Raw genomic sequence first — 20407 nt, forward strand, 5'->3', positions numbered from 1 at the left:
TTCAATGGCTTGTGGGGTTGGCGCCCCCTGTTCCCCGATCCTGCGTTGCGCCCCGAATCAATCAAGAACGGGCGGGTAGAACCACTACCCGCTGCACGACGCGCCTTGTCTCGGAAAACGGGGGGCGCCAACGCGGACGTGCGATTCAATCAGCGTCTCCCTAGACGGGGCCATCGAGCACCGGGACACGATGGATCACCAGACCCGGCTGAGGGCCGGCGAGGTCCAGGTGATGAGTGCGGGCACGGGCATCCGGCACAGCGAGTTCAACGCATCAACCACCGATCCGCTGCACTTCCTGCAAATCTGGATCATCCCGGATCACAAGGGTGGCGAACCGTGCTACGCCCAGAAGGATTTTTCGGGTGCCGGCGGGCACGTCCTGCTGGTCTCGCCCGATGGCCGGGATGGCTCCCTGCCCATCCGGCAGGACGCCTGCATCCACAGGCTCCGGATGGCGCACGATGCCACTCGGTTTCCGGCGGACCCGAGCAGGGTCTATTACGTACAGATCACCCGAGGCGAACTGACCCTGAACGACCAGACGATGGCTGCCGGCGACGGCGCCACCATCCGCCAGGAACGCGGGCTCGAATTCACCACCGACGGCGAGGCCGAGGCCCTGCTGTTCGATCTGCGCGGCGGCTGATGCCGCCCCCCTGACGAGGACACACCCATGTCACTGAAGCTTCAGACCCTCATCGCCAGTACCCGCCCGGGCCGCATCGGCCCCTCCGTGGGGGACTGGTTTCATACGCTGGCCAGTGAACACAACGCGTTCCAGTGCGAGCGGGTCGACCTGGCCGACTTCCAGCTGCCGGTATACGACGAGCCCCACCACCCCCGGACGCAGAAGTACACGCAGGAGCACACCCGGAACTGGTCGCGCAGTGTCGCCAGCGCCGATGCCTATGTGTTCGTGATCCCCGAATACAACTACTCCGCACCCCCCGCGCTGATCAACGCCCTCGATTACGTCTATCCAGAGTGGAATTACAAGCCCTGCGCGTTCGTGAGCTACGGCGGGGCCTCCGGCGGGCTGCGCTCGGCACAGATGGCCCGGCAGATGGTGACGGCCCTCAAGATGATGCCGATCCCGGAGGGCGTGATGATCCAGATGCCCTGGAATCACCTGGACGACGAGCGGCGATTCGTCCCCGAACCGATGCACGATGAATCCGCCCGGGGCATGCTGGAAGAACTGGCGAAATGGGCCCGCGCCCTCCGGCCCATGCGCGACGCGACACCCGGAGCCCCCCGATGAGCAACACCCTGGAGACCACCGAACAGCCCTGTATCGCCTCGCCTGCCCCCTGCGCGGCAATCGAGACCGTGCTGCAGCCCCGCGAGCGCGACCTGGGCGGCTTCTCCGTGCGCCGGGTGCTGCCCACCGCACAACGGCGGATGGTCGGGCCGTGGATCTTTTTTGATCACATGGGCCCGGCGCGCTTCCCCGCAGGCGAGGGGATCAACGTGCGCCCGCACCCGCACATCGGGATCGCGACGGTCACCTACCTGTTCCAGGGCGAGATCCTGCATCGCGATTCGCTGGGCTCGCACCAAGCCATTCGGCCCGGGGATCTCAACCTGATGGTCGCCGGACGCGGCATCGTCCATTCCGAGCGGGAACGACCGGAGGTCACAGCCGAGGAACACACCCAACACGGGCTGCAGCTGTGGCTCGCCCTTCCGGAAGCCGACGAGGAAACCGAACCCGCCTTTCACCACTATCCGGAACAGACGATCCCGACCGTCACCGTCGAAGAGATCCCCGTCCGCGTGATGATGGGTAGCGCCTATGGCGTGCAGTCGCCGGTGCGGGTGTTTTCCGAGACACTCTATCTGGAGGCCCGCCTGCAGCCCGGCCAGACCCTCACCCTGCCCGATGGCGACGAACGCGCCGTCTATGTGGTCTCCGGCGAGCTGCGCGCGCAGGACACCGCGATGCCAGCCCATTCGATGACGATCTTCTCCCGCCAGTCCGGCATTGCAGTCACCGCCACCACGGCCTCGACCATCGCCCTGGTTGGTGGCGCACCCGTGGGCGAGCGCCACATCGAATGGAATTTCGTCTCCAGCCGCCGCGAGCGCATCGAGCAGGCCAAACAGGACTGGCAAGGCGGCCGCTTTCCCAGGGTCCCCGGCGACGAAGACGAGTTTATCCCCCTGCCCTGAAGGTCCCCTGCTGGCGACGGACTCGAGCTACACGAGCCGCGTTGCCACAACCAGCCCCTGCCGGGCGGCATTCGGGCGCACTGATCAGGCCGGTAGCGGCAGGTGCCCCTGATAAAGAAATTGGCTCAACGGGAATTCATACAGAGTGCCGTCGCGGGGCTTGAGGAAGCGGACGCATTCCGCGTTGAGCTGGCACAGCCAGGGGTCCTGGCGCGTCGGCTTGTTGCGGGTAAACGGGCGCGCATTGAAGAGCGCGAGGTTCAGGCCGGCCTCGCGGTCACGGGCAGACGCATACTCGAACAGGTCGACGCCGCTCTCGCGCATGATGGCACCCAGGGCCTGTGTGGCCTGGTAGTCGGCGGGGTGCCGCAGCCGCTTTATGTGTTCCGCGAACGGAGGCTCGTGGAGCTGCAGGCCATCGGGGCTCAGGTAGCGCGCGGCCAACAGGGTGTGCTGTGTATCCAGCTTGCGCGCTGGCGGCGTCGCCATGCCGTGCCAGAAGACGAACCGGTAATAAGCGGCCTCGGCCAGGACGGTGCGCTCGCGCAGGGCGCCGTAGAACAGGCTGGGCTCGTGGCGACGGCCGAAGCGCGAACCATGGCGCAGTGGCGGATAGCGAAACGGGGTCGCCAGCAGATAATGCAGCCGTTCCGTGCCCGGGCGCCGGGGCGGCTTGGTCGCCTCCAGCATCTCCTCCAGCACAGCCTGACGGTCGAGTGAGGAAACGAGCTGGTTGGTAGCGACCTGCTCCTGGCTCTCGACCAGGCGCAATACCTCCCCTCTCAGCGTGACGCGCGGCGCGGCTTCGACCAGCGCATTCCAGTCCGGCATGTCAGTTTCGCATCACAGCTTGCCGCGGATCGCGTCGAGATACTCCAGCACGCCCACCAGCCCCTGCACCGTGCGGATCTGCTCGGCGGGCACTCCGCCGGTGTGATGATTCTGCGTGTGCATCCAGTGTTTCATGGCCGCGGCGTCCCCGCCGGTCAGGACGTACAGCGCGCGATAGCAGCGGATCAGCAACAGCGCCAGCTCGCCCGGCTTGCTGGCCGGATCGATGTTGCCGCGGCTGATATCCGTACGGCCGCGCCCGACGACGTCGCCCAGATCAGCCTGGGTGAGACCCAGCGCCTTGCCGGCATTGACCAGCGCCTCGCGCAGGACATCCGCGCGCTCCGGGACGGCTACCGTTGCGACACTCATGGCACACCTCCACACCAATCATGCACATTTACAATCATTATGTGCTTTATGCACATTATGGATCGAGATCCCGCGAAATACCAGCAGCCTGGACATCCACGCACCCCGGCAAGCCACAACGGGCACACTGTCACGAACTGGATGCGCACAGGGCTCCCGGTCCGTGACAAAACCCTCTATGTTGAGGGTGTCGATGGACACAAATCACAACGAGGCAAGGAATGACGGTGATCAGAATGCGAGCGGCGTACGGACGACTGGCAGCGGTGCTGGCGCTGGTCGGAGTATTCGTGCTGGCCAGTGCCTGCGCGCCCCGTGTATCGGTACAGGAGGAGCGCGAACTGGGGGACGAGCTGGCCCAGGACCTGAACGCGGAGCTGCCGATTGTCGAGGCGCCCGCGATCCGCGATTACATCAACTCGCTGGGCCAGTCGATTGCGGCGGTGGCCGATGACCGCGACGAGATCGACTACACCTTCTATGTCGTCAACGGCCCGGACGTGAATGCCTTCGCCGTACCAGGCGGGCACATCTACATCTATCGCGGGCTGATCGAACGCGCCGACGACATGTCCGAGCTGGCCGGGGTACTGGCGCACGAGGTCGGACACGTAGTGAAGCGCCACGGTATCGACCAGTGGCGCCGCGCGCAGCAGGCGGAAATGGGGCTTGCGGTCGTCTACGGCGTGATACTCGGGCGCGACCCCGGCGCGGCCGAGCAGGTGGCCGTGCAAGTGGGTGCGGCGGGCGTGTTCGCCGGCTACAGCCGCGAGGCCGAACGCGAGGCGGACGACGTGGCCATCGGCTATCTGGTGGATGCGGGTATCCATCCGATCGGCCTCGTCTCGTTCTTCGAGACCCTGCTGGACGAACGCGATCGGGACCCCAGCCGGGTCGAGCAGTTCTTTGCTACCCACCCCGCTACCCGCGAGCGCGTTGAAAACACCCAGGCCCGGATCGACTCGATACCGGCGGAGACGCTGGACGGCCTAGCCCGCGACAGCGACGATTTCCAGCGTTTTCGCCGCGAGGTCGAGGCGTTGCCGGAACCGGAGTCGGACTAAAACGCCATGTCCATGCTTACCGCGTTACTGCTCATGATCGCGCTTCTGCTCGCAGCAGCAGCGCTGATCATCTGGCAGGCCAGCATCCTGTTCAGCATCGAGATCACAGACGGCAAACCCCGGGCACGACGCGGCGACGTGCCCATGCACTTCGAACATGCCGCCCGGGATATCGCCCGCCGCTACGGGATCCAGCGCGGGCGCCTGACCGCCATGCGCACCCGCGAGGGCCCTCGCCTGCGCGCCTCCAGCTCTATCCCACGGGAGGCGCGCACCGAACTGCAGACCGCCCTGCAACGCATCAAACTCGGGCGTCGCCGCAGAAGAAGACGCCGCTAAGGGAGACGCCGAACAGGGCTACGTCGGCCTGCCCAAAGGCCGTCAGGACCGGCACGCCCCGCTTTGTGCCCCCATCGTCCGCAGATCCTCCGGACCCGGGATGATCAAGCCGCCCCTTCGCCATGATCGGGGGAACGACTCGATGCCGCCCCGGTCGGAAAACCGCACGGAACCACAACGCACGAAAGGACAACGGCCCATGGCTGAGCAGGATGACGCACTTTTTCGCCCCTACAGTCTGGGCCCGCTGGAACTTCCGAACCGGATGCTGATGTCGCCGCTGACGCGCTCGCGCGCCGGACAGCCAGGCGATGTGCCCACGGACCTGAACGCCGAGTACTACGCCCAGCGCGCCGGCGCCGGTCTGATCATCAGCGAGGCCACCCAGGTCTCGCCGCAGGGCAAGGGCTACGCGTTCACCCCGGGCATCCACTCGCCCGAGCAGATGGCGGGCTGGCGCAAGGTGACGGACGCCGTGCATGGCGCCGGCGGACGCATCCAGGCGCAGCTGTGGCACGTGGGCCGGATCTCGCGCCCGGAGCTGCAGCCCAATGGCGCACTCCCCGTCGCGCCCTCCGCGATCAAACCCGAGGGGGCCTACACCTTCATCAGCGCCGAATCGGGCATGGTCGAGGTGCAGCAGCCACGCGCGCTGGAGCTCAACGAACTGCCCGGGATCGTGGAGCAGTACCGTCAGGGCGCTCGGAATGCCAAGGCCTCCGGCTTCGACGGCGTGCAGATCCACGCGGCCAACGGCTATCTGCTGGACCAGTTCATCCGCAGTGGCAGCAACCATCGCACCGACGCCTACGGCGGCCCGGTGGAGAATCGCATCCGCCTGCCGCTGGAGGTGGTCCAGGCCGTGATCGAGGTCTGGGGCCCGGAGCGGGTCGGCATCCGTGTAAGCCCCACCGGCAGCTTCAACGGCATGCACGACGACGACCCCCTGGAGACGTACAGCACCTTCGCCGAGGCCCTGGACGCCACCGGCATTGCCTACATCGAGGTGGTAGAAGACTCCTTCCAGGGCAACCACGAGACCGGTCGCCCGGAATCCATCATCGAGGCGATCCGTTCGCGTTTCAGGCGTACCTACATCGGCAACGGCGCCTACACCGCCGATGAGGCCCGCCAGCGCATCAACGCCGGGCGCTGCGACCTTGTCACCTTCGGCCGCCCGTTCATCGCCAACCCGGACCTGCCCGAGCGCTTCCGCCGGGGCGCCTCGCTCAACGAGTGGGACGAAGCCACCTTCTACGGCGGCGACGAACACGGCTACACCGACTACCCGGCGCTATCCGACTGAAACCGACCCCCGGGGGTCCCCGGGGGTCATTTACGCAACCCATGCACGCGTGGCGTCTTGCCCTTGTCCTGGACCCGGCGTAGACTGCGGCTCGATGCGCACTGCCAACCGTCATACGTGGCTGCACGCCCTGCTGGTCCTGAGCCTGGTGCTGGCCGTGCCCCTGCTGCAGGGCGCAGGGCTGCACCTGCACGTGGGCGATCACGATCATCACGATCACCCCTCGCCGCTGCATGCGGCGCACGATGCCGAGCATGTGCACCATCATAACGAGGCGGCCGAGGTCGATCTGACGCCGCAGGCCACCGGCAAGCCGGTGATCGGATTCGATCTGCCCGGCGCGGCGCTGCCCACCACGGCCGGCGACCTGTCCGTGGCGACCCCACGCGCACCCCCGCGCATCGCCGACCTTGCCTGGCCCCTTCGCGCATCCCCTCCCTGGCTCGCGCCGCCGCTGCGCGGGCCGCCCGCCTGACCCGTTGATTGGAACGTAGCGTGCTGACGCCTTTCGGGGCGCAGCCTGGATCGTCATCAATGGGGAGTGCTTCCCATGCCCAATTCGGTAACTTCCTGGTCGGTCGCCGGACTGATCGGACTGCTTTGCCTGCCCGCCGTGCACGCGGACACGGACCGCTGGACCCTGGAGCGCGCGGTCACGCACGGGCTTTCTGTGGCCCCCGAGGCCGAGGCCTTCGAACACCGTATTGACGCGCAGCGCGGCGCGCGCGATCAGGCGGGACGCTGGCCCAACCCGACACTGGAGGCCGAGGCCTCCGACCGGCTCGGGATGGAGGACGGGCGCGGCGGCTATTCGCTGAGCGGGATCGCCGTGACTCAGCCCCTCCCGCTGTGGGGGCAGATCGGACACCGCCGTGATGCCGCCAGCGCCCGTCTCGCCGCGACCGAGGCGCAGACCCACGCCGACCGCCTGGAACTGGAAGGCCGGATCGGCGCGGCGTTTCATGCCTGGCAGCAGGCAGAGGCGGGGTTCGAGCTGGCGCGCGAGCGCCTGGACGAGGCCGAGCGCCTGGGGCGCATCGCCCGACTGCGACAGGAACGCGGCGACCTCTCCGAACGCGAGCGGCTGCGCATCGACCTGTTCCGTTCCGAGGCCATGCGTCAACTGGAGGCCGCCGAGGGCGAACGGACCGAGGCCCGCGCCACCCTCGCCGCCTGGCTCGACCGGCGCCCGGCCGGGATGGGCACCGCCCCCGCCTTCGACGCCCCGCCGCCGCGGCCCACCCGGGCCGCGCCCGGGACGGTGGTGGACCGCCACCCCGCCCTGCGCGCTGCCTCCGAGCGGCAACAGGCGGCGCAGCTGGAGATTGCCCGTGCCCGCGCCGAAGGGCGCCCGGACATCGGCATCCGGCTGTTCCAGGAACGTGAGGTGATCGACGGCCGCCGCGACACCTCGACCGGCATCGGGCTACAACTGGAACTACCGCTGTGGGACCGCAACCAGGGTCGCGTGCGCGAATCGGTGGCGGATCACTACACCCGCCAGACCGAGCGCCGGGCCCTGCAGCGCGACCTGACCCGACAGGTCGAGGTCGGCACCGTGCACCTGGCGCACCTGCTGGACGAACTCGAGCGCCACCGGGGCGAGACGCTGGCACCCGCCCGGCGCGTGCGCGAGCTGACCTACCGCGGCTACGAGGCCGGCGAGGCCTCGCTGCTGGAGCTGCTCGAGGCCTACAACACCCATTTCAACGCGATCGAACAGGAACACGAGCTGCTCGCCCAGAGCTGGGCCGAGTGGCGCGAACTGCGCATCGCAGCGGGGCTTAGCCTCGCGGAGGACACCCAATGACCCACCGAATCGCCCAGGGAATCGCCCATCGGATCACGCGCATCATCACCCTGCTGGCCCTCGCCCTCGCGACGGCCCTCGCTACCGGTCCCGCCCTGGCCGACGACCTCGAGATCACGCACTGGGGCGCCGAGCTGGAATGGTTCCTGGAGGCCGGCGCCCCGGCGCCGGGGGCAACGGAGACCTTCGTGGTCCATGCCACCTGGCTGGACGACTTCCGGCCGGTCACCACGGGGGAGGTAACCCTGCAGATGCATAACCGCTACGGGGAGATATTCAGCGAGGCCACGGCCGGCCTCGACCGGGAAGGCATCTTCGCGGTCCCCCTGACCCTGCCCGCGCCGGGACGCTATTACCTGACGGCCGTCCACGAAGACGCCGACGGCATGCGCGAGAGCACGCTCGGTCAGGTACACGTCCCCGGGGATCACGACCAAGGGGACGAAGATCACGGTCACGACCATGACCATGACCATGCGGGCGACGACCGCAGGCATGCCCATGGCGAGGACGACCACGGAGACGATCACGGCCACGATGACCATGGACACGATCACGGCCATGGCGACGAAGGGCACGCGCACGACGCGGACGACACGATCACCTTTCTCAAGGAGACCCAGTGGCGCATGCGCTTCGCCACCGCCCCGGCCCGTTATGAGCCGTTCGCCGAACGCATCGAAGTCCCGGGGACCATCCGCGAGGTACCCGGCAAGCGCACGCGGCTGATCGCGCCCGCCGATGGCGTCATCACGGCCGACGGGGAATGGCCGGCACCCGGGCGCGAGGTCAACGCCGGGGACAGTCTGATGCGTCTGGCGGTCTTGCCGGACAGCGGCACCTCCAGCGGCCTGGCCCTGGATCTCGCCCGCGCACAGGAACGTCTGACCGCGGCCGAGGCGGATCTGGAGCGTCTGACGGCGCTCGCCGAGGAGGGCGTGATCGCCGACAGTCGGGTGGTGGAGGCCCGCCGCGAACGCAACACCGCGCGGGCCGAACTGGACGACGCCCGCGACCGCCAGGAACGGCTCGACGGTAGCGCCGTCTCCGGCACCCTGGCCCTGCGCGCCCCGGCGGGTGGCCGGGTGGAGTCCCTGGATGTCAGCCCCGGAGAGGTCGTCCAGGCCGGCCAGCAACTGGCCCGCGTGCTCGATGGCGAGACGCTGTGGCTGGTGGCGCACCTCTACCCGGCGGACCTGGAGCGGGTCACCTCCCTGGCCGATCCGGCCATGCGCCACCCGGGCAGTCGCGAGTGGCATGCCATCGGCGGCGAACCGGTCTGGGAAGGCGGTGCATTCGACGGGCCCGGGCAGACGCTGCCGGTCGCCTTTGCGCTGGAGGACACGGACACCCGGTACCGGCCCGGCATGCCGCTGACCGTCTCGCTGGCGGCAGGGCCATCGCGGCACCGCGTCACGCTCCCGGCCGCGGCACTGATCGACGACGACGGCGTGCAGGTGGTGATGGTCCAGACCGGGGGCGAGACGTTCGAGCGGCGACCGGTGCGTACCGGGATTCGTTCCGCCGGCCGGGTGGAGATCCTCGCCGGGGTCGAGGCGGACGAACGGGTGGTGGTCCAGGGCGCCTATGCAGTCCTGCTCGCGGGCCGCGATACCGATGACATCGGCCACGGCCACAGCCACTAGGAGGCCACCCAATGCTGGATCGACTGATTCGATGGTCCCTCGCCAACCGCCTGCTGGTGATGGCCGGGGCCCTCGGCCTCCTGCTGCTGGGCGCCTGGCAGGCCAGCCAGACCCCGATCGACGTATTCCCGGACCTGACCGCACCCACCGTAACGGTGATGACCGAGGCCCCCGGCCTGGCCGCCGAGGAGGTGGAACAGCAGGTCAGCTACCTGATCGAGTCCGCGGTCAGCGGCGCGAGCGGGGTGCGCCGCGTGCGCTCGCAGTCCGTGGCCGGCTTCTCGCTGGTGTGGGTGGAGTTCGAGTGGGGCGAGGAGATCTACCAGGCCCGGCAGGTCGTCAACGAGCGGCTGGGGCGCGTGCAGGCGCAACTCCCCGAAGGCGTCGCCGCCCCGCAGCTGGGGCCGATCAGCTCGATCATGGGCGAGATCGCCTATCTCGGCGTACGTGACGACGCCCGTGCGGATGGCATGCGCGCCCGCGAAGTCGCGGACTGGGTGGTAGCGCGGCAGCTGGAGGCCATCCCCGGCGTGGCCCAGGTGACCACCCTGGGCGGCCAGGTCCGCCAATACCAGGTGCAAGTCTCCCCGGAGCGCCTCGCGGCGTTCGGCCTGAACCTCGCCGAGGTCCGGGACGCACTGGAACAGGCCAGCCGCAATGCGGGCGGCGACCGGCTCAGCGAGGGCGGCCAGGACTACCTGATCCGCTTCCTCGGTCGCGCCGAGCGGCTGGACGAGATCGAACAGGCCGTGGTCGCAGTACGCGACGGCATGCCGATCCTGGTACGGCATGTCGCGGAGGTCGCGATGGGGCCCTCCATCCCGGTCGGGGATGGCGGCGTGAACGGCCACCCCGGTGTGGTGCTGGCCGTCTCCAAACAGCCAGATGCCGACACCCTCGACCTGACGCGTTCGATCAACGAGACCCTCGCGCGGCTCGAAGCCGGCCTGCCCGAGGGTGTCACCATCGAACCCAACCTGTTCCGCCAGGCCGATTTCATCCAGACGGCAGTGGCGAACGTGGGCAAGGCCCTGCGCGACGGGGCGATCTTCGTGGTGCTGATCCTGCTGGTGTTCCTGCTGAGCGTACGGATCACGCTGATCTCGGCGCTGGCCATCCCGCTGTCGTTGACCGTCGCCCTGCTGGTGCTGCACGCGCTGGGCATCACCATCAACACCATGACCCTGGGCGGCATGACCATCGCCATCGGCGCGCTGGTCGACGATGCCATCATCTTCGTGGAGAACATCTATCGCCGCCTGCGCGAGAACGGCGGCGACCGCGATCGGGCCAGCCTGGACGAGACCGTACGCCGGGCCTGCTCGGAGATGCGCTATCCGGTGGTCTATTCCACCGTGATCATCATGCTGGCGTTCGCCCCGCTGTTCTTCCTGAGCGGGGTGGAGGGCCGCCTGCTGCAGCCGCTGGGGCTGGCCTATCTGGTCGCGATCGCGGCCTCGCTCATGGTCGCCCTGACCGTGACGCCGGTGCTCGCCCGTTGGCTGCTGCCCGCGGTCGCGGAGCGTAGCGCGGGTCGCGAACCGCCGGTGGCCGCGGCCCTGCAGCGCGCCTACCGCCCGCTGCTGCGCGCCACCCTGCGCTTTCGCCGCAGTGTGGTGGTCATCTCGGCAGCCCTTGCCATCGCCACCCTGGCGGCCACGCTGCTGCTCGGGCGCTCCTTTCTGCCCGACTTCAACGAAGGCAGCCTGACCATCGAGATGGCGACCCCGCCCGGCACCGGCCTGGAGACCGCGGCGGAGATGGCCGGCCAGGTGGAACGCTGGCTGCTGGAACAGGATCCGATCCTCTCCGTCGCCCGCCGTACCGGACGGGCCGAAGGGGCCGAACACACCCAGCCGCCCCATCTGAGCGAACTGGATGTCCGTCTGGGCCCGCTGCCGCAGGGGAAGGAAGCGTTTCTCGAGGAGCTGCGCGAGGGGCTGGCCGCGTTTCCTGGCCAGTTCAACATCGGCCAGCCGATCTCGCACCGCATCGACCATATGCTGACCGGCGTGCGCGCGAACCTGTCGGTGAAGATCTTCGGCCCGGGCCTGGGCGAACTGCAGCGCCTGGCGGGCGAGGTCGAGCGAACCCTCGAGGGCATCGACGGCCTGGTCGACCTGTCGATCGAGCCCGTCGCCGCGGTGCCACAAATCCGGCTGCATGCCGATCGCAGCGCCCTCGCCCGCTACGGCCTGACCGTGGCCGACGCCGCGGAGACCCTGGAGACCGCTTGGCGCGGCGCCCGCGTCGCCCAGATCTTCGAGGGGGAGCGGCGTTTCGACCTGGTCGTGCAGCTGCCCGTGGAGCGGCGCGAGCTGGACCGCCTGGCCGACATCCCGATGCGCACGCCGACCGGGCACAACATCCGGCTGGGCGACGTGGCCGAACCGCGGATCGAACGCGGCCCCGCCCAGGTCAACCGCGAAAACGCCGAACGCCGCCTGGTGGTCAGCGCCAACGTGGCAGGGCGTGACCTGCGCGGGGCGGCCGACGAGGTCCGCGCCACCATCGACGAACGGGTAGCACTGCCCGAGGGCTATCGCGTGGAACTGGGCGGCCAGTTCGAGGCCGAGGCCCAGGCCAGCCGGACCATCGCCATCGTGTCCGCCGGCGTCCTGGTCGCCATGCTGGTGGTGCTGCAACTGGCCCTGCGCTCGCTGACCCTGGTCCTGCTGGTGATGGTCAACATCCCGCTGGCGCTGATCGGCGGGGTGATCGCCGTGTTCGCCATGGGCGGCGTGCTGACCATCGCGGCGCTGGTCGGGTTCATCACCCTGTTCGGCATCGCCGTGCGCAACGGGCTGCTGCTGATCAGCCGCTACCAGAGCCTGGCGGCCGAGGGCGTGCCGCTGGACGAGGCCGTGGAACGCGGCGCACTGGAGCGGCTGACGCCGATCCTGATGACCGCGCTCACCGCCGCGCTGGCGCTCGTCCCGCTGGCGCTGGGCCTGGGCGAGACCGGCACCGAGATCCAGGCCCCGATGGCCATCGTGATCCTCGGCGGCCTGCTCGGCTCCACCGCGCTCAACATGATTGTGCTGCCGGCCCTGTACCACTGGGTCCGGTCGCGCGCCGCGGCGCGGGCCTGACGCCGGTTCGACCCTGACGCTGTGGCGTCATGACGCCACAGCGCTACAATGAACCTTGTATCCATCATCCCGGAGGCTCCAATGAACGAGCCGAACAAGCGTTCCACCGTGTATTTCGAACCGGACCTGCACCGCGCCCTGCGTATGAAGGCCGCCTCCACCCAGTGCTCGATCTCCGATCTGGTCAATCGCGCCGTGCGCCAAGTACTGATCGAGGACCAGGAGGATTTGAGGGCGTTCGAGGATCGCGTTGCAGAGCCGACCATGTCCTACGAGGCGCTCCTCGACGACCTGAAGGCGCATGGCAAGCTTTGAGGTTGTGGTCCGCAAGTCCGTCGCCAAGGATCTGCGACGGGTTCCCGACAGGGACGTACGCCGCATCCTGGAGCGCATCGCTTCGCTGGCAGAGGACCCCCGCCCACCGGGCAGCGAGAAGCTTTCCGCGCAGGAACGCTACCGTGTGCGGCAAGGCGCCTACCGCATCCTCTACGAGATCCAGGACGAGCAACTGATCGTCACGGTGGTGAAGATCGGCCACCGCCGTGAGGTCTATCGGTAACTCTAGGTGTGATCTCTCAACAGGCTGTCAGACGGCGACGTCGGCCAGGTGGCCCTTGCCTTCCAGCCAGGCGCGGCGTTCGGAGGCGCGTTTCTTGCCGAGCAGCATGTCCAGCAGCTGCATGGTGTCGTCGGCGGCGTCGAGGGTGAGCTGCACCAGGCGCCGGGTGTCCGGGTTCATGGTGGTCTCGCGCAGCTGTAGCGGGTTCATCTCGCCCAGCCCCTTGAAGCGGGTCACGGAGACCTTGCCCTTCATCTTTTCCGCCTCGATGCGTTCCAGCACGCCGGCCTTCTCGTCGTCGTCCAGGGCATAGAAGGTCTGCTTGCCGACGTCCACGCGGTAAAGCGGCGGCATGGCGATGTACACGTGCCCCCGCTCCACCAGCGGGCGGAAGTGCTTCAGGAACAGCGCACACAGCAGCGTTGCGATGTGCGCGCCGTCGGAGTCGGCATCGGCCAGGATGCAGACCTTGCCGTAGCGCAGCCCGTCCAGGCTGGCCTGGCCCGGGTCCACACCCAGGGCCACGGAGATGTCGTGGATCTCCTGCGAGCCCAGCACCTGGTCAGGGTCCACCTCCCAGGAATTCAGGATCTTGCCACGCAGCGGCATGATCGCCTGGAAGTCGCGATCGCGCGCCTGCTTGGCGGAGCCGCCGGCGGAGTCGCCCTCGACCAGGAACAGCTCGGTGCGCTCCAGGTCCTGGCTGGCGCAGTCGGCCAGCTTGCCCGGCAGGGTCGGGCCCTGGGTGACCTTCTTGCGCACCACCTTGCGCCCGGCGCGGCTGCGCTTTTGCGCGTTCTGGATCGCCAGTTCGGCGATGCGCTCGCCCTGCTGCGGGTGCTGGTTCAGCCACAGACTGAAGGCGTCCTTGACCACGCCGGAGACAAACGGCGCGGCCTGACGCGAGGACAGGCGTTCCTTGGTCTGCCCGGCGAACTGCGGGTCCTGCATCTTGAACGACAGCACACTGGCGACCCGTTCCCAGACGTCTTCCGGGGCCAGCTTGATCCCGCGGGGGAGCAGGCTGCGAAACTCGCAGAACTCGCGCACGGCCTCGGTCAGGCCGGTGCGCAGGCCGTTCACATGCGTCCCGCCCTGGGTGGTCGGGATCAGGTTCACGTAGCTCTCGCTGACGACCTCGCCGCCCTCCGGCAGCCAGGTCACCGCCCAGTCGGCGGCCTCGGTGGCCCCGGAGACCGACCCCATGAACGGCTCCTCCGGCACCCGCTCCAGGCCGTCCAGGGCCTCCACCAGGTAGTCGCGCAGCCCCGCCTGATAGCACCACTCGCAGGCCTCGCCGGTGGTCTCGTCATGGAACGTGACGGTCAGGCCCGGGCACAACACGGCCTTCGCGCGCAGGATGTGCTTGAGCCGGGGCACCGAGAACTTCGCGGAATCGAAATACTGCGGGTCCGGCCAAAAGTGCAGCGTGGTGCCGGTGTTGCGCTTGCCGACGTCGCCGACCGCCTCCAGATCCTGGGTCTTGTACCCGCCGGCGAACGCCATGCGGTACTCGCGGCCATCGCGCTTGATCTGCACCTCGAGCTGCTTCGACAGCGCATTGACCACCGACACGCCGACCCCGTGCAGGCCACCGGAGAACTGGTAGTTCTTGTCCGAGAACTTCCCGCCCGCATGTAGCGTGGACAGGATCACCTCGACCCCGGGGCGATTCTCGCGCGGGTGCAGGTCCACCGGCATGCCGCGACCGTCATCCGACACCGAGACCGAGTCGTCCTTGTGCAGGATCACATCGATGCGCTTGGCGTGGCCGCTGATCGCCTCGTCCACCGAGTTGTCGATCACCTCCTGCGCGAGGTGGTTCGGGCGGGTCGTGTCGGTATACATGCCCGGGCGCTTGCGCACCGGGTCCAGCCCCTCGAGGACCTCGATATCGGATGCGGAATAGCTCACGTAATGGTTCCTGTGTCGATCGCGCGCTCGCGGATGCGCGAAGGGTAGCAAATCAGGGCTGCTTGCAATCGCCCCCATGATCCCAACAATTGCATTGCAAATTCCGTATTCAAGCGTTTCAGGAGGGTTCCCATGGCAGAAGCCGCAAGCGCAACCGGCGAGGACATCCTCGACGTCACCCAGGAAAGCTTCCAGCAGGCTGTGCTGGACGAGTCCCATCAGCGCCCGGTGGTGGTCGACTTCTGGGCCGCCTGGTGCGGGCCCTGCCAGCAGCTGATGCCGCTGCTGCAGCAACTGGCCGCGCAATACGCCGGCAAGTTCCGCCTGGCCAAGGTCAACAGCGACGAGCAGCAGGCCCTGGCCCAGCAGTACGGCGTGCGCAGCCTGCCCACGGTGATGGTGTTCCGCCACGGCAAGCCGGTGGACCAGTTCATGGGCGTGCAGCCGGAGCCGAACATCCGCGCGATGATCGACCGCTATCTGGAAAAGCCCTCGGACAGGATCATCGAGCAGGCGCGTGAACAGGCCCGAACCGGCGACGTGGATGGGGCCCTGGCCACGCTCAAGGCCGCGCTCGAGGAGGACCCCGACCATGGCGACCTGCGCATTGAACTGGCCCGCGCGCTGGCCCAGTCCGGCGATGCGGACGCCGCCGAAACGGAGCTGAACAAGCTGCCGCTGGACCAGCACGAACAGGATGCAGTGAAGGAACTGCGAGCCCGTCTGGTGTTCGCCAAAACCGCTGCCGGCATCGACCCGCAGGCCGTGGCGAAGGAGATCCAGTCCGGCGACCCCAGTCCCGAAGCGCTGGAGAAGATGGCCGCCTACGCGATGCTCTCCGGGCGTGCCGAGGAGGCTCTGGGGCTTTACCTGCAACTGATGAAACAGCACCGCGCCTACAACGACGGCGCCGGCCAGAAGGGCCTGCTGGCAGCGTTCAAGGTGCTGGGCGACGACCACCCCCTGGTCGGACAGTACCGGCGGCAGATGGCGTCGCTGCTGTATTGATCAGGCAAACACCGACGCCCTCATCCACGCGTCGGGGACCTCGCAGGCAAGCCCGATCCTGCATGTGCTGCATCGGCCAGAGGGCTGGCCTCCTACAGGGCGATGTCCCGGGATGGATCGAGGCAACACCACCCGGGAGCTGCTGGCTCAGCTACCGCCGACGATCCGTTCGATCACGGCCTCCGGCTCCTGGTAGCCGGACATCTGCTGGCCGTCCTCGGTGATCAGGGCCGGGGTCCCGCGCACGTTCAGCTGCTGGCCCAGTGCCAAGTGTGCATCCTGCGGGGTATCGCAGCTGCCGTCGATATGGTCCAGGGTGTCGCCAGTCTTGGCGCGGTCCATCGCGTCCTCGCGGTCATCCGCGCACCAGATCCGGTCCATGATCTCCGGGGAATTCTGTCCCAGCACAGGGAACATCAGGTAGCGCACCTTGATGCCGGCCTCCAGGTACTGCGGGATGTCCTGGTGAAGCTCACGGCAGTAGGGGCAATTCGGATCGGTAAAGACATTCAGCACGCCGCGGGTGTCGCCGTTCGGTGAATAGACCACCAGTTCGCGGTCGTCGATCTCGGCGAACATGTCAGCGCGCACACCACGCAGTGACCCTTGGGTCAGGTTGTCGCGGGTATCCAGGTCAATCAGGTTGCCCTGCAGCAGGTACTTGCCATCCCCGGAGACATAGAAGATCTCGGTGCCATAGCGCACCTCATAGATCCCGTCCATGCCGGTCTCCTGGATGCTGTCGATCTCGGCATTGGGGATCACGTCCGCCATGCGCTCTTCGATGGCATCGGTCGCGGCGGCGGTGGAGGTGAAGGCGGCCAGCAGCATGGCCAGGGGCAGTGCGCGTTGTACAAACATGGACTCTCTCGTAGCTGTGCAAGAAAACGGGGCCAGTCTAGCAGTCCCGAAGCGGGGTGCCTGCCGAGGCCGGCAAGATCGCAGTAATAGACGTCAGCCGCGGGGATGATGTTCCGCATGCAGGCTCTGCAGGCGGGCGCGTGCGACGTGGGTATAGATTTGCGTGGTCGACAGGCTGCTGTGGCCCAGCAGCATCTGCACCACACGCAGATCCGCGCCGTGGTCGAGCAGATGGGTCGCGAACGCGTGGCGCAGGGTATGGGGCGACAGCGGCACTTCGATTCCGGCCACTTGGGCGTAGTGCTTGATGCGATACCAATAGGCCTGACGGGTGAGCCCCCTGCCTCGCCGGGTCACGAACACGGTATCCACTGGCGGATGGCCGGACATCAGTGCACCGCGTGCCTCTCGCAGATAACGCGCCAGCCAGTGGGCAGCCTCCTCACCCAGCGGTACCAGGCGTTCCTTGTCGCCCTTGCCAGTGATGCGCACCACCCCCTGACGGCTGTTCACCTCGGACTGCTCCAGCCCAACCAGCTCGGATACGCGCAGGCCGGCGGCGTACATCAGTTCGAGCATCGCGCGGTCACGCAGGCCCACTTCAGTGTGCAGCTCGGGGGCCGCCAGCAGCGCATTGACTTGAGTCTCGGACAGGCTGTCCGGCAACGGGCGGCCGGCACGCGGGGATTCGATTCCGGCGCTGGGATCGTCCTCGCGTTCGCCCTGATGCACCAGATAGCGATAGAAGCGACGAATACTGGACAGCGCGCGGGTAATGGATTTCGGCCGTGCCCCCGCCTGCATGCGGGCACTGACGAACGCCAGAAGATCGGCGCTACTGGCTGCCTCGAGCGCAACCCCGCGCCCATGCAGCCAGCGCGCCAGGGCCTCGAGGTCGCGCCGGTAGGCCGCCAGGGTATGGTCCGAGAGGCCCTCGACCGCCCAGAGCTCGTCCAGGAAGCGGTCGAGGACCGGTGAGGTCGTCGCGGCGGTGGTCACGCGTTACGACTGACCGCCTCCGGGAGTACCCGGGTTGCCCATATTGCCGGGCGCCTCCGGGTTCTCTGCACGAAACTTGCCGGCGAGGTTCTCGAAGACCTTAGTCAGCTCCAGCGGCAACGGGAAGAAGATGGAGTTGGCGTTGCCGTTGGTCGACATGTCGGCCATGGTCTGCAAATAGCGCAGCTGCAGCGCGGCGGGGCTCGCCTCCATCTTCTGCGCGGCCTGCACCAGCTTTTCGGCCGCCTGCAGCTCGCCCTCGGCGTGGATGACCTTGGCGCGCCGCTCGCGCTCGGCCTCGGCCTGGCGGGCAATGGCGCGAATCATCGAGTCGTCCAGGTCGACATGCTTGATCTCGACATTGGTGACCTTGATGCCCCAGGCATCGGTCTGGCTGTCGAGGATTTCCTGGATGTCGTTGTTCAGCTTGTCGCGCTCGGACAGCATCTCGTCGAGATCATGCTTGCCGAGCACCGAGCGCAGCGTGGTCTGCGCAAGCTGGCTGGTGGCCGCGTAATAGTCCTCGACCTGGATCACCGATTTGGCGGAATCCACTACGCGGAAGTACAGCACCGCGTTCACCCGGACCGTCACGTTGTCCTGCGAGATCACGTCCTGGCTGGGCACGTCCAGCGTAATGATGCGCAGGTCGATCCGCACCATCTGCTGGATGCCCGGGATCACGATGATCAGGCCCGGGCCCTTGACCGACTGGAAGCGACCGAGGAAGAAGATGACGCCGCGCTCGTACTCGCGCAGCACCTTGATCGACATCACGATGATGGCGACCAGGATGACTAGCGGGACGACAAAGAAACCGAGATCGTTCATGTCCTGCTCCTTCTTGTTGTGAACACCGTTCGACCGGTCAGCCGGCCGAGGCGGTATCCGGGGTGTCTTCTTCGGTCACGGGTTCGACCTGCAGCTTCAGGCCGTCGATGGCCGTTACGCGCACTTTCTGCCCTTCGCGGACCGGTGCGGAGCTCTCCGCGTTCCATTGCTCGCTGTGGACCCATACCCGGCCACTGTGGTCGAAGTCCTCGCGCGCCTCGCCGATCATGCCGATCATCTCTTCATAGCCGGTGGCGGGCTTCTTGCCACGCAGACTGAACAGCCGGCCCAGCACCCACACCGACAGGATGCCAATGGCAATGGCGGTGCCGATCACCAGCGGGATCGCCACATTCAGCTGCGGGTCGTCCCACAGGATGATGGAGCCAACGGTAAAGGCCACGATTCCTCCTATGCCCAGCGCCCCGAAACTGGGTACGAAGGCCTCTGCAATCATGAAGATCATGCCCAGCAGCATCAGCGCCAGGCCCGCGTAGTTCACCGGCATCACCTGCAGCGCGAAGAACGCCAGGATCAGCGCGATCGAGCCGATCACCCCGGGATAGATCGCACCCGGGTTGGCCAGCTCGAAGATGATGCCGTAGATCCCGAGCAGCATCAGGATATAGGCAATGTTCGGGTTGGTGATCACTGACAGCAACTGGGTGCGCCAGTCCGGGTCCATGCGCACGATCTCCAGCCCCTCGGTGGACAGTGTGCGCTCGCCATCGTGCATGCGCACAGTGTGGCCGTCGATCTGTGTCAGCAGGTCGTCGAGGTTGTTCGCGACGAAGTCGATCACGTTCTGTTCCAGCGCGGCAGTCGCGGTCAGGTTGGAGCCCTCGCGCACGGTCTCCTCGGCCCACTCGGCGTTGCGGTCGTAGCGCTCGGCCAGGCCGCGGATGTAGGACACCGCATCTTCCAGCACCTTGCGCTCCATCGCGTCGCCGCCTCGGCGGGGTGAAGGAGGATCGTCTTCCAGCAGTTCGTCCTCGGTGGCCGGTTCAACCTCGCCGTTGTCGCCGTTGCCGTTGCCGTTGCCGTTTTCGCCGTTGTCCTGCTCCTCGGCCCCGTTGGTGTCATTGCCCCCGCTGCCGTTGTCGTTGGCTTCGTCGGTGGCCTCTTCCTCCTCCTCTTCCGGCGGATCCATGCCCGGCAGGCCGCCTCCGCCCATCTGCACCGGCGTGGCGGAACCGAGGTTGGTGGCCGGGGTCATCGCCGCGACATGCGAACCGTAGAGGATGTAGGTCCCGGCACTGGCCGCACGAGCGCCCGAGGGGTGGACATAGGTGACCACCGGGACATCCGATTGCAGGATATTGCGAATGATGCTGCGCATGCTGGAATCCAGCCCGCCCGGGGTATCCAGCATCAGGACCATGAGCTCGGCATCCTCGGCCTCCGCGCGCTCGATGCCGCGACGAATGTAATCCCCAGTAGCCGGCCCAATGGCATCCTCTACGGTCAGCACCAGGGCGTGCCGTTGTCCGGTTTCCGCCAGCGTGGACACCGCCAGCCAGCCGGCCCCCAGCAGCAGGAACACCAGCCAGACTGCGGTTCGCCAGACGCGCATGCCGCCTCGCTTCATGGGCTTCCTCTC

The 20407-nt window shown here is 67.5% G+C and carries 20 protein-coding genes; 13 read left to right on the forward strand and 7 right to left on the reverse strand.

The annotated features are described in order from the left end of the window. Positions 1–172 precede the first annotated feature (172 nt). From F813_RS13635 to F813_RS0109250, 3 genes are read left to right on the forward strand one after another with little or no spacing between them, the layout of a single operon-like run. A complete protein-coding gene (locus F813_RS13635) occupies positions 173–649 on the forward strand; it encodes a pirin family protein (protein ID WP_231289549.1) in 477 nt (158 codons plus the stop codon). Positions 650–676: 27 nt separating this feature from the next. Continuing rightward, on the forward strand, positions 677–1264 hold the full coding sequence (locus tag F813_RS0109245; RefSeq protein WP_012983451.1) for an NADPH-dependent FMN reductase: 588 nt from the start codon (positions 677–679) through the stop codon (positions 1262–1264). Continuing rightward, positions 1261–2175 (forward strand): pirin family protein, encoded by a 915-nt coding sequence (locus F813_RS0109250; RefSeq protein WP_012983452.1) that lies wholly within the window; start codon positions 1261–1263, stop codon positions 2173–2175. Before F813_RS0109245 ends, F813_RS0109250 begins: the two co-directional genes overlap by 4 nt. Before the next feature lie 84 nt (positions 2176–2259). Here the strand turns inward: F813_RS0109250 and F813_RS0109255 are convergent, their stop codons facing one another. Next, positions 2260–3006, reverse strand: coding sequence for an RES family NAD+ phosphorylase (locus F813_RS0109255; protein ID WP_012983453.1), 747 nt, complete (start codon positions 3004–3006; stop codon positions 2260–2262). A gap of 12 nt (positions 3007–3018) precedes the next feature. Continuing rightward, positions 3019–3378: an MbcA/ParS/Xre antitoxin family protein gene (locus F813_RS0109260; RefSeq protein WP_012983454.1), complete on the reverse strand. Its 360-nt coding sequence runs from the start codon at positions 3376–3378 to the stop codon at positions 3019–3021. A 236-nt stretch (positions 3379–3614) separates the two neighbouring features. Between F813_RS0109260 and F813_RS0109265 the strand changes: the two genes are divergently transcribed. The 9 genes from F813_RS0109265 to F813_RS0109305 all read left to right on the forward strand — a co-directional run bounded on the left by F813_RS0109265 (position 3615) and on the right by F813_RS0109305 (position 13194). Beyond that, positions 3615–4442, forward strand: coding sequence for a M48 family metallopeptidase (locus F813_RS0109265; RefSeq protein ID WP_026148232.1), 828 nt, complete (start codon positions 3615–3617; stop codon positions 4440–4442). Between the two features lie 12 nt (positions 4443–4454). Further along, on the forward strand, positions 4455–4781 hold the full coding sequence (locus F813_RS0109270; protein WP_026148233.1) for a DUF3634 family protein: 327 nt from the start codon (positions 4455–4457) through the stop codon (positions 4779–4781). 199 nt (positions 4782–4980) lie between these two features. Next, positions 4981–6087, forward strand: a complete 1107-nt coding sequence (locus F813_RS0109275) for an alkene reductase (protein ID WP_017926344.1) — start codon at positions 4981–4983, stop codon at positions 6085–6087. A gap of 94 nt (positions 6088–6181) precedes the next feature. Continuing rightward, complete coding sequence (locus tag F813_RS0109280; protein WP_012983458.1) at positions 6182–6562, forward strand: hypothetical protein; 381 nt, start codon at positions 6182–6184, stop codon at positions 6560–6562. 75 nt (positions 6563–6637) lie between these two features. Further along, positions 6638–7897, forward strand: coding sequence for a TolC family protein (locus tag F813_RS0109285; RefSeq protein ID WP_017926345.1), 1260 nt, complete (start codon positions 6638–6640; stop codon positions 7895–7897). Further along, positions 7894–9543 (forward strand): efflux RND transporter periplasmic adaptor subunit, encoded by a 1650-nt coding sequence (locus tag F813_RS0109290; RefSeq protein WP_017926346.1) that lies wholly within the window; start codon positions 7894–7896, stop codon positions 9541–9543. Before F813_RS0109285 ends, F813_RS0109290 begins: the two co-directional genes overlap by 4 nt. An 11-nt stretch (positions 9544–9554) precedes the next feature. Continuing rightward, positions 9555–12635, forward strand: coding sequence for an efflux RND transporter permease subunit (locus tag F813_RS0109295; protein ID WP_012983461.1), 3081 nt, complete (start codon positions 9555–9557; stop codon positions 12633–12635). Positions 12636–12716: 81 nt separating this feature from the next. Then, positions 12717–12950 (forward strand): hypothetical protein, encoded by a 234-nt coding sequence (locus tag F813_RS0109300; protein ID WP_012983462.1) that lies wholly within the window; start codon positions 12717–12719, stop codon positions 12948–12950. After that, complete coding sequence (locus F813_RS0109305) at positions 12937–13194, forward strand: type II toxin-antitoxin system RelE/ParE family toxin (protein WP_012983463.1); 258 nt, start codon at positions 12937–12939, stop codon at positions 13192–13194. The genes F813_RS0109300 and F813_RS0109305 overlap by 14 nt, the downstream gene beginning before the upstream one ends. Positions 13195–13221: 27 nt before the next feature. Here F813_RS0109305 and parE read toward each other — a convergent pair whose 3' ends face one another. Next, positions 13222–15108 carry a DNA topoisomerase IV subunit B gene (gene parE, locus F813_RS0109310; RefSeq protein WP_012983464.1) on the reverse strand — a complete coding sequence of 629 codons (1887 nt, stop codon included), beginning with the start codon at positions 15106–15108 and terminating at the stop codon, positions 13222–13224. 132 nt (positions 15109–15240) lie between these two features. Here parE and trxA point away from each other — a divergent pair, with 132 nt between their 5' ends. Then, a complete protein-coding gene (gene trxA, locus F813_RS0109315) occupies positions 15241–16116 on the forward strand; it encodes a thioredoxin (protein ID WP_012983465.1) in 876 nt (291 codons plus the stop codon). Between the two features lie 147 nt (positions 16117–16263). Here trxA and F813_RS0109320 read toward each other — a convergent pair whose 3' ends face one another. The 4 genes from F813_RS0109320 to F813_RS0109335 all read right to left on the reverse strand — a co-directional run bounded on the left by F813_RS0109320 (position 16264) and on the right by F813_RS0109335 (position 20395). Further along, entirely contained in the window at positions 16264–16977 is a 714-nt protein-coding gene (locus F813_RS0109320; protein WP_012983466.1) for a DsbC family protein, read from the reverse strand. A gap of 93 nt (positions 16978–17070) precedes the next feature. Next, positions 17071–17976, reverse strand: a complete 906-nt coding sequence (gene xerD / locus F813_RS0109325; RefSeq protein ID WP_017926347.1) for a site-specific tyrosine recombinase XerD — start codon at positions 17974–17976, stop codon at positions 17071–17073. Positions 17977–17979: 3 nt separating this feature from the next. Further along, entirely contained in the window at positions 17980–18807 is an 828-nt protein-coding gene (locus F813_RS0109330) for a slipin family protein (RefSeq protein ID WP_012983468.1), read from the reverse strand. 37 nt (positions 18808–18844) lie between these two features. Further along, a complete protein-coding gene (locus F813_RS0109335) occupies positions 18845–20395 on the reverse strand; it encodes a nodulation protein NfeD (RefSeq protein WP_017926348.1) in 1551 nt (516 codons plus the stop codon). Positions 20396–20407: the final 12 nt, after the last annotated feature.

The organism is Thioalkalivibrio sp. HL-Eb18, assembly GCF_000364985.1.
GTDB lineage: Bacteria > Pseudomonadota > Gammaproteobacteria > Ectothiorhodospirales > Ectothiorhodospiraceae > Thioalkalivibrio.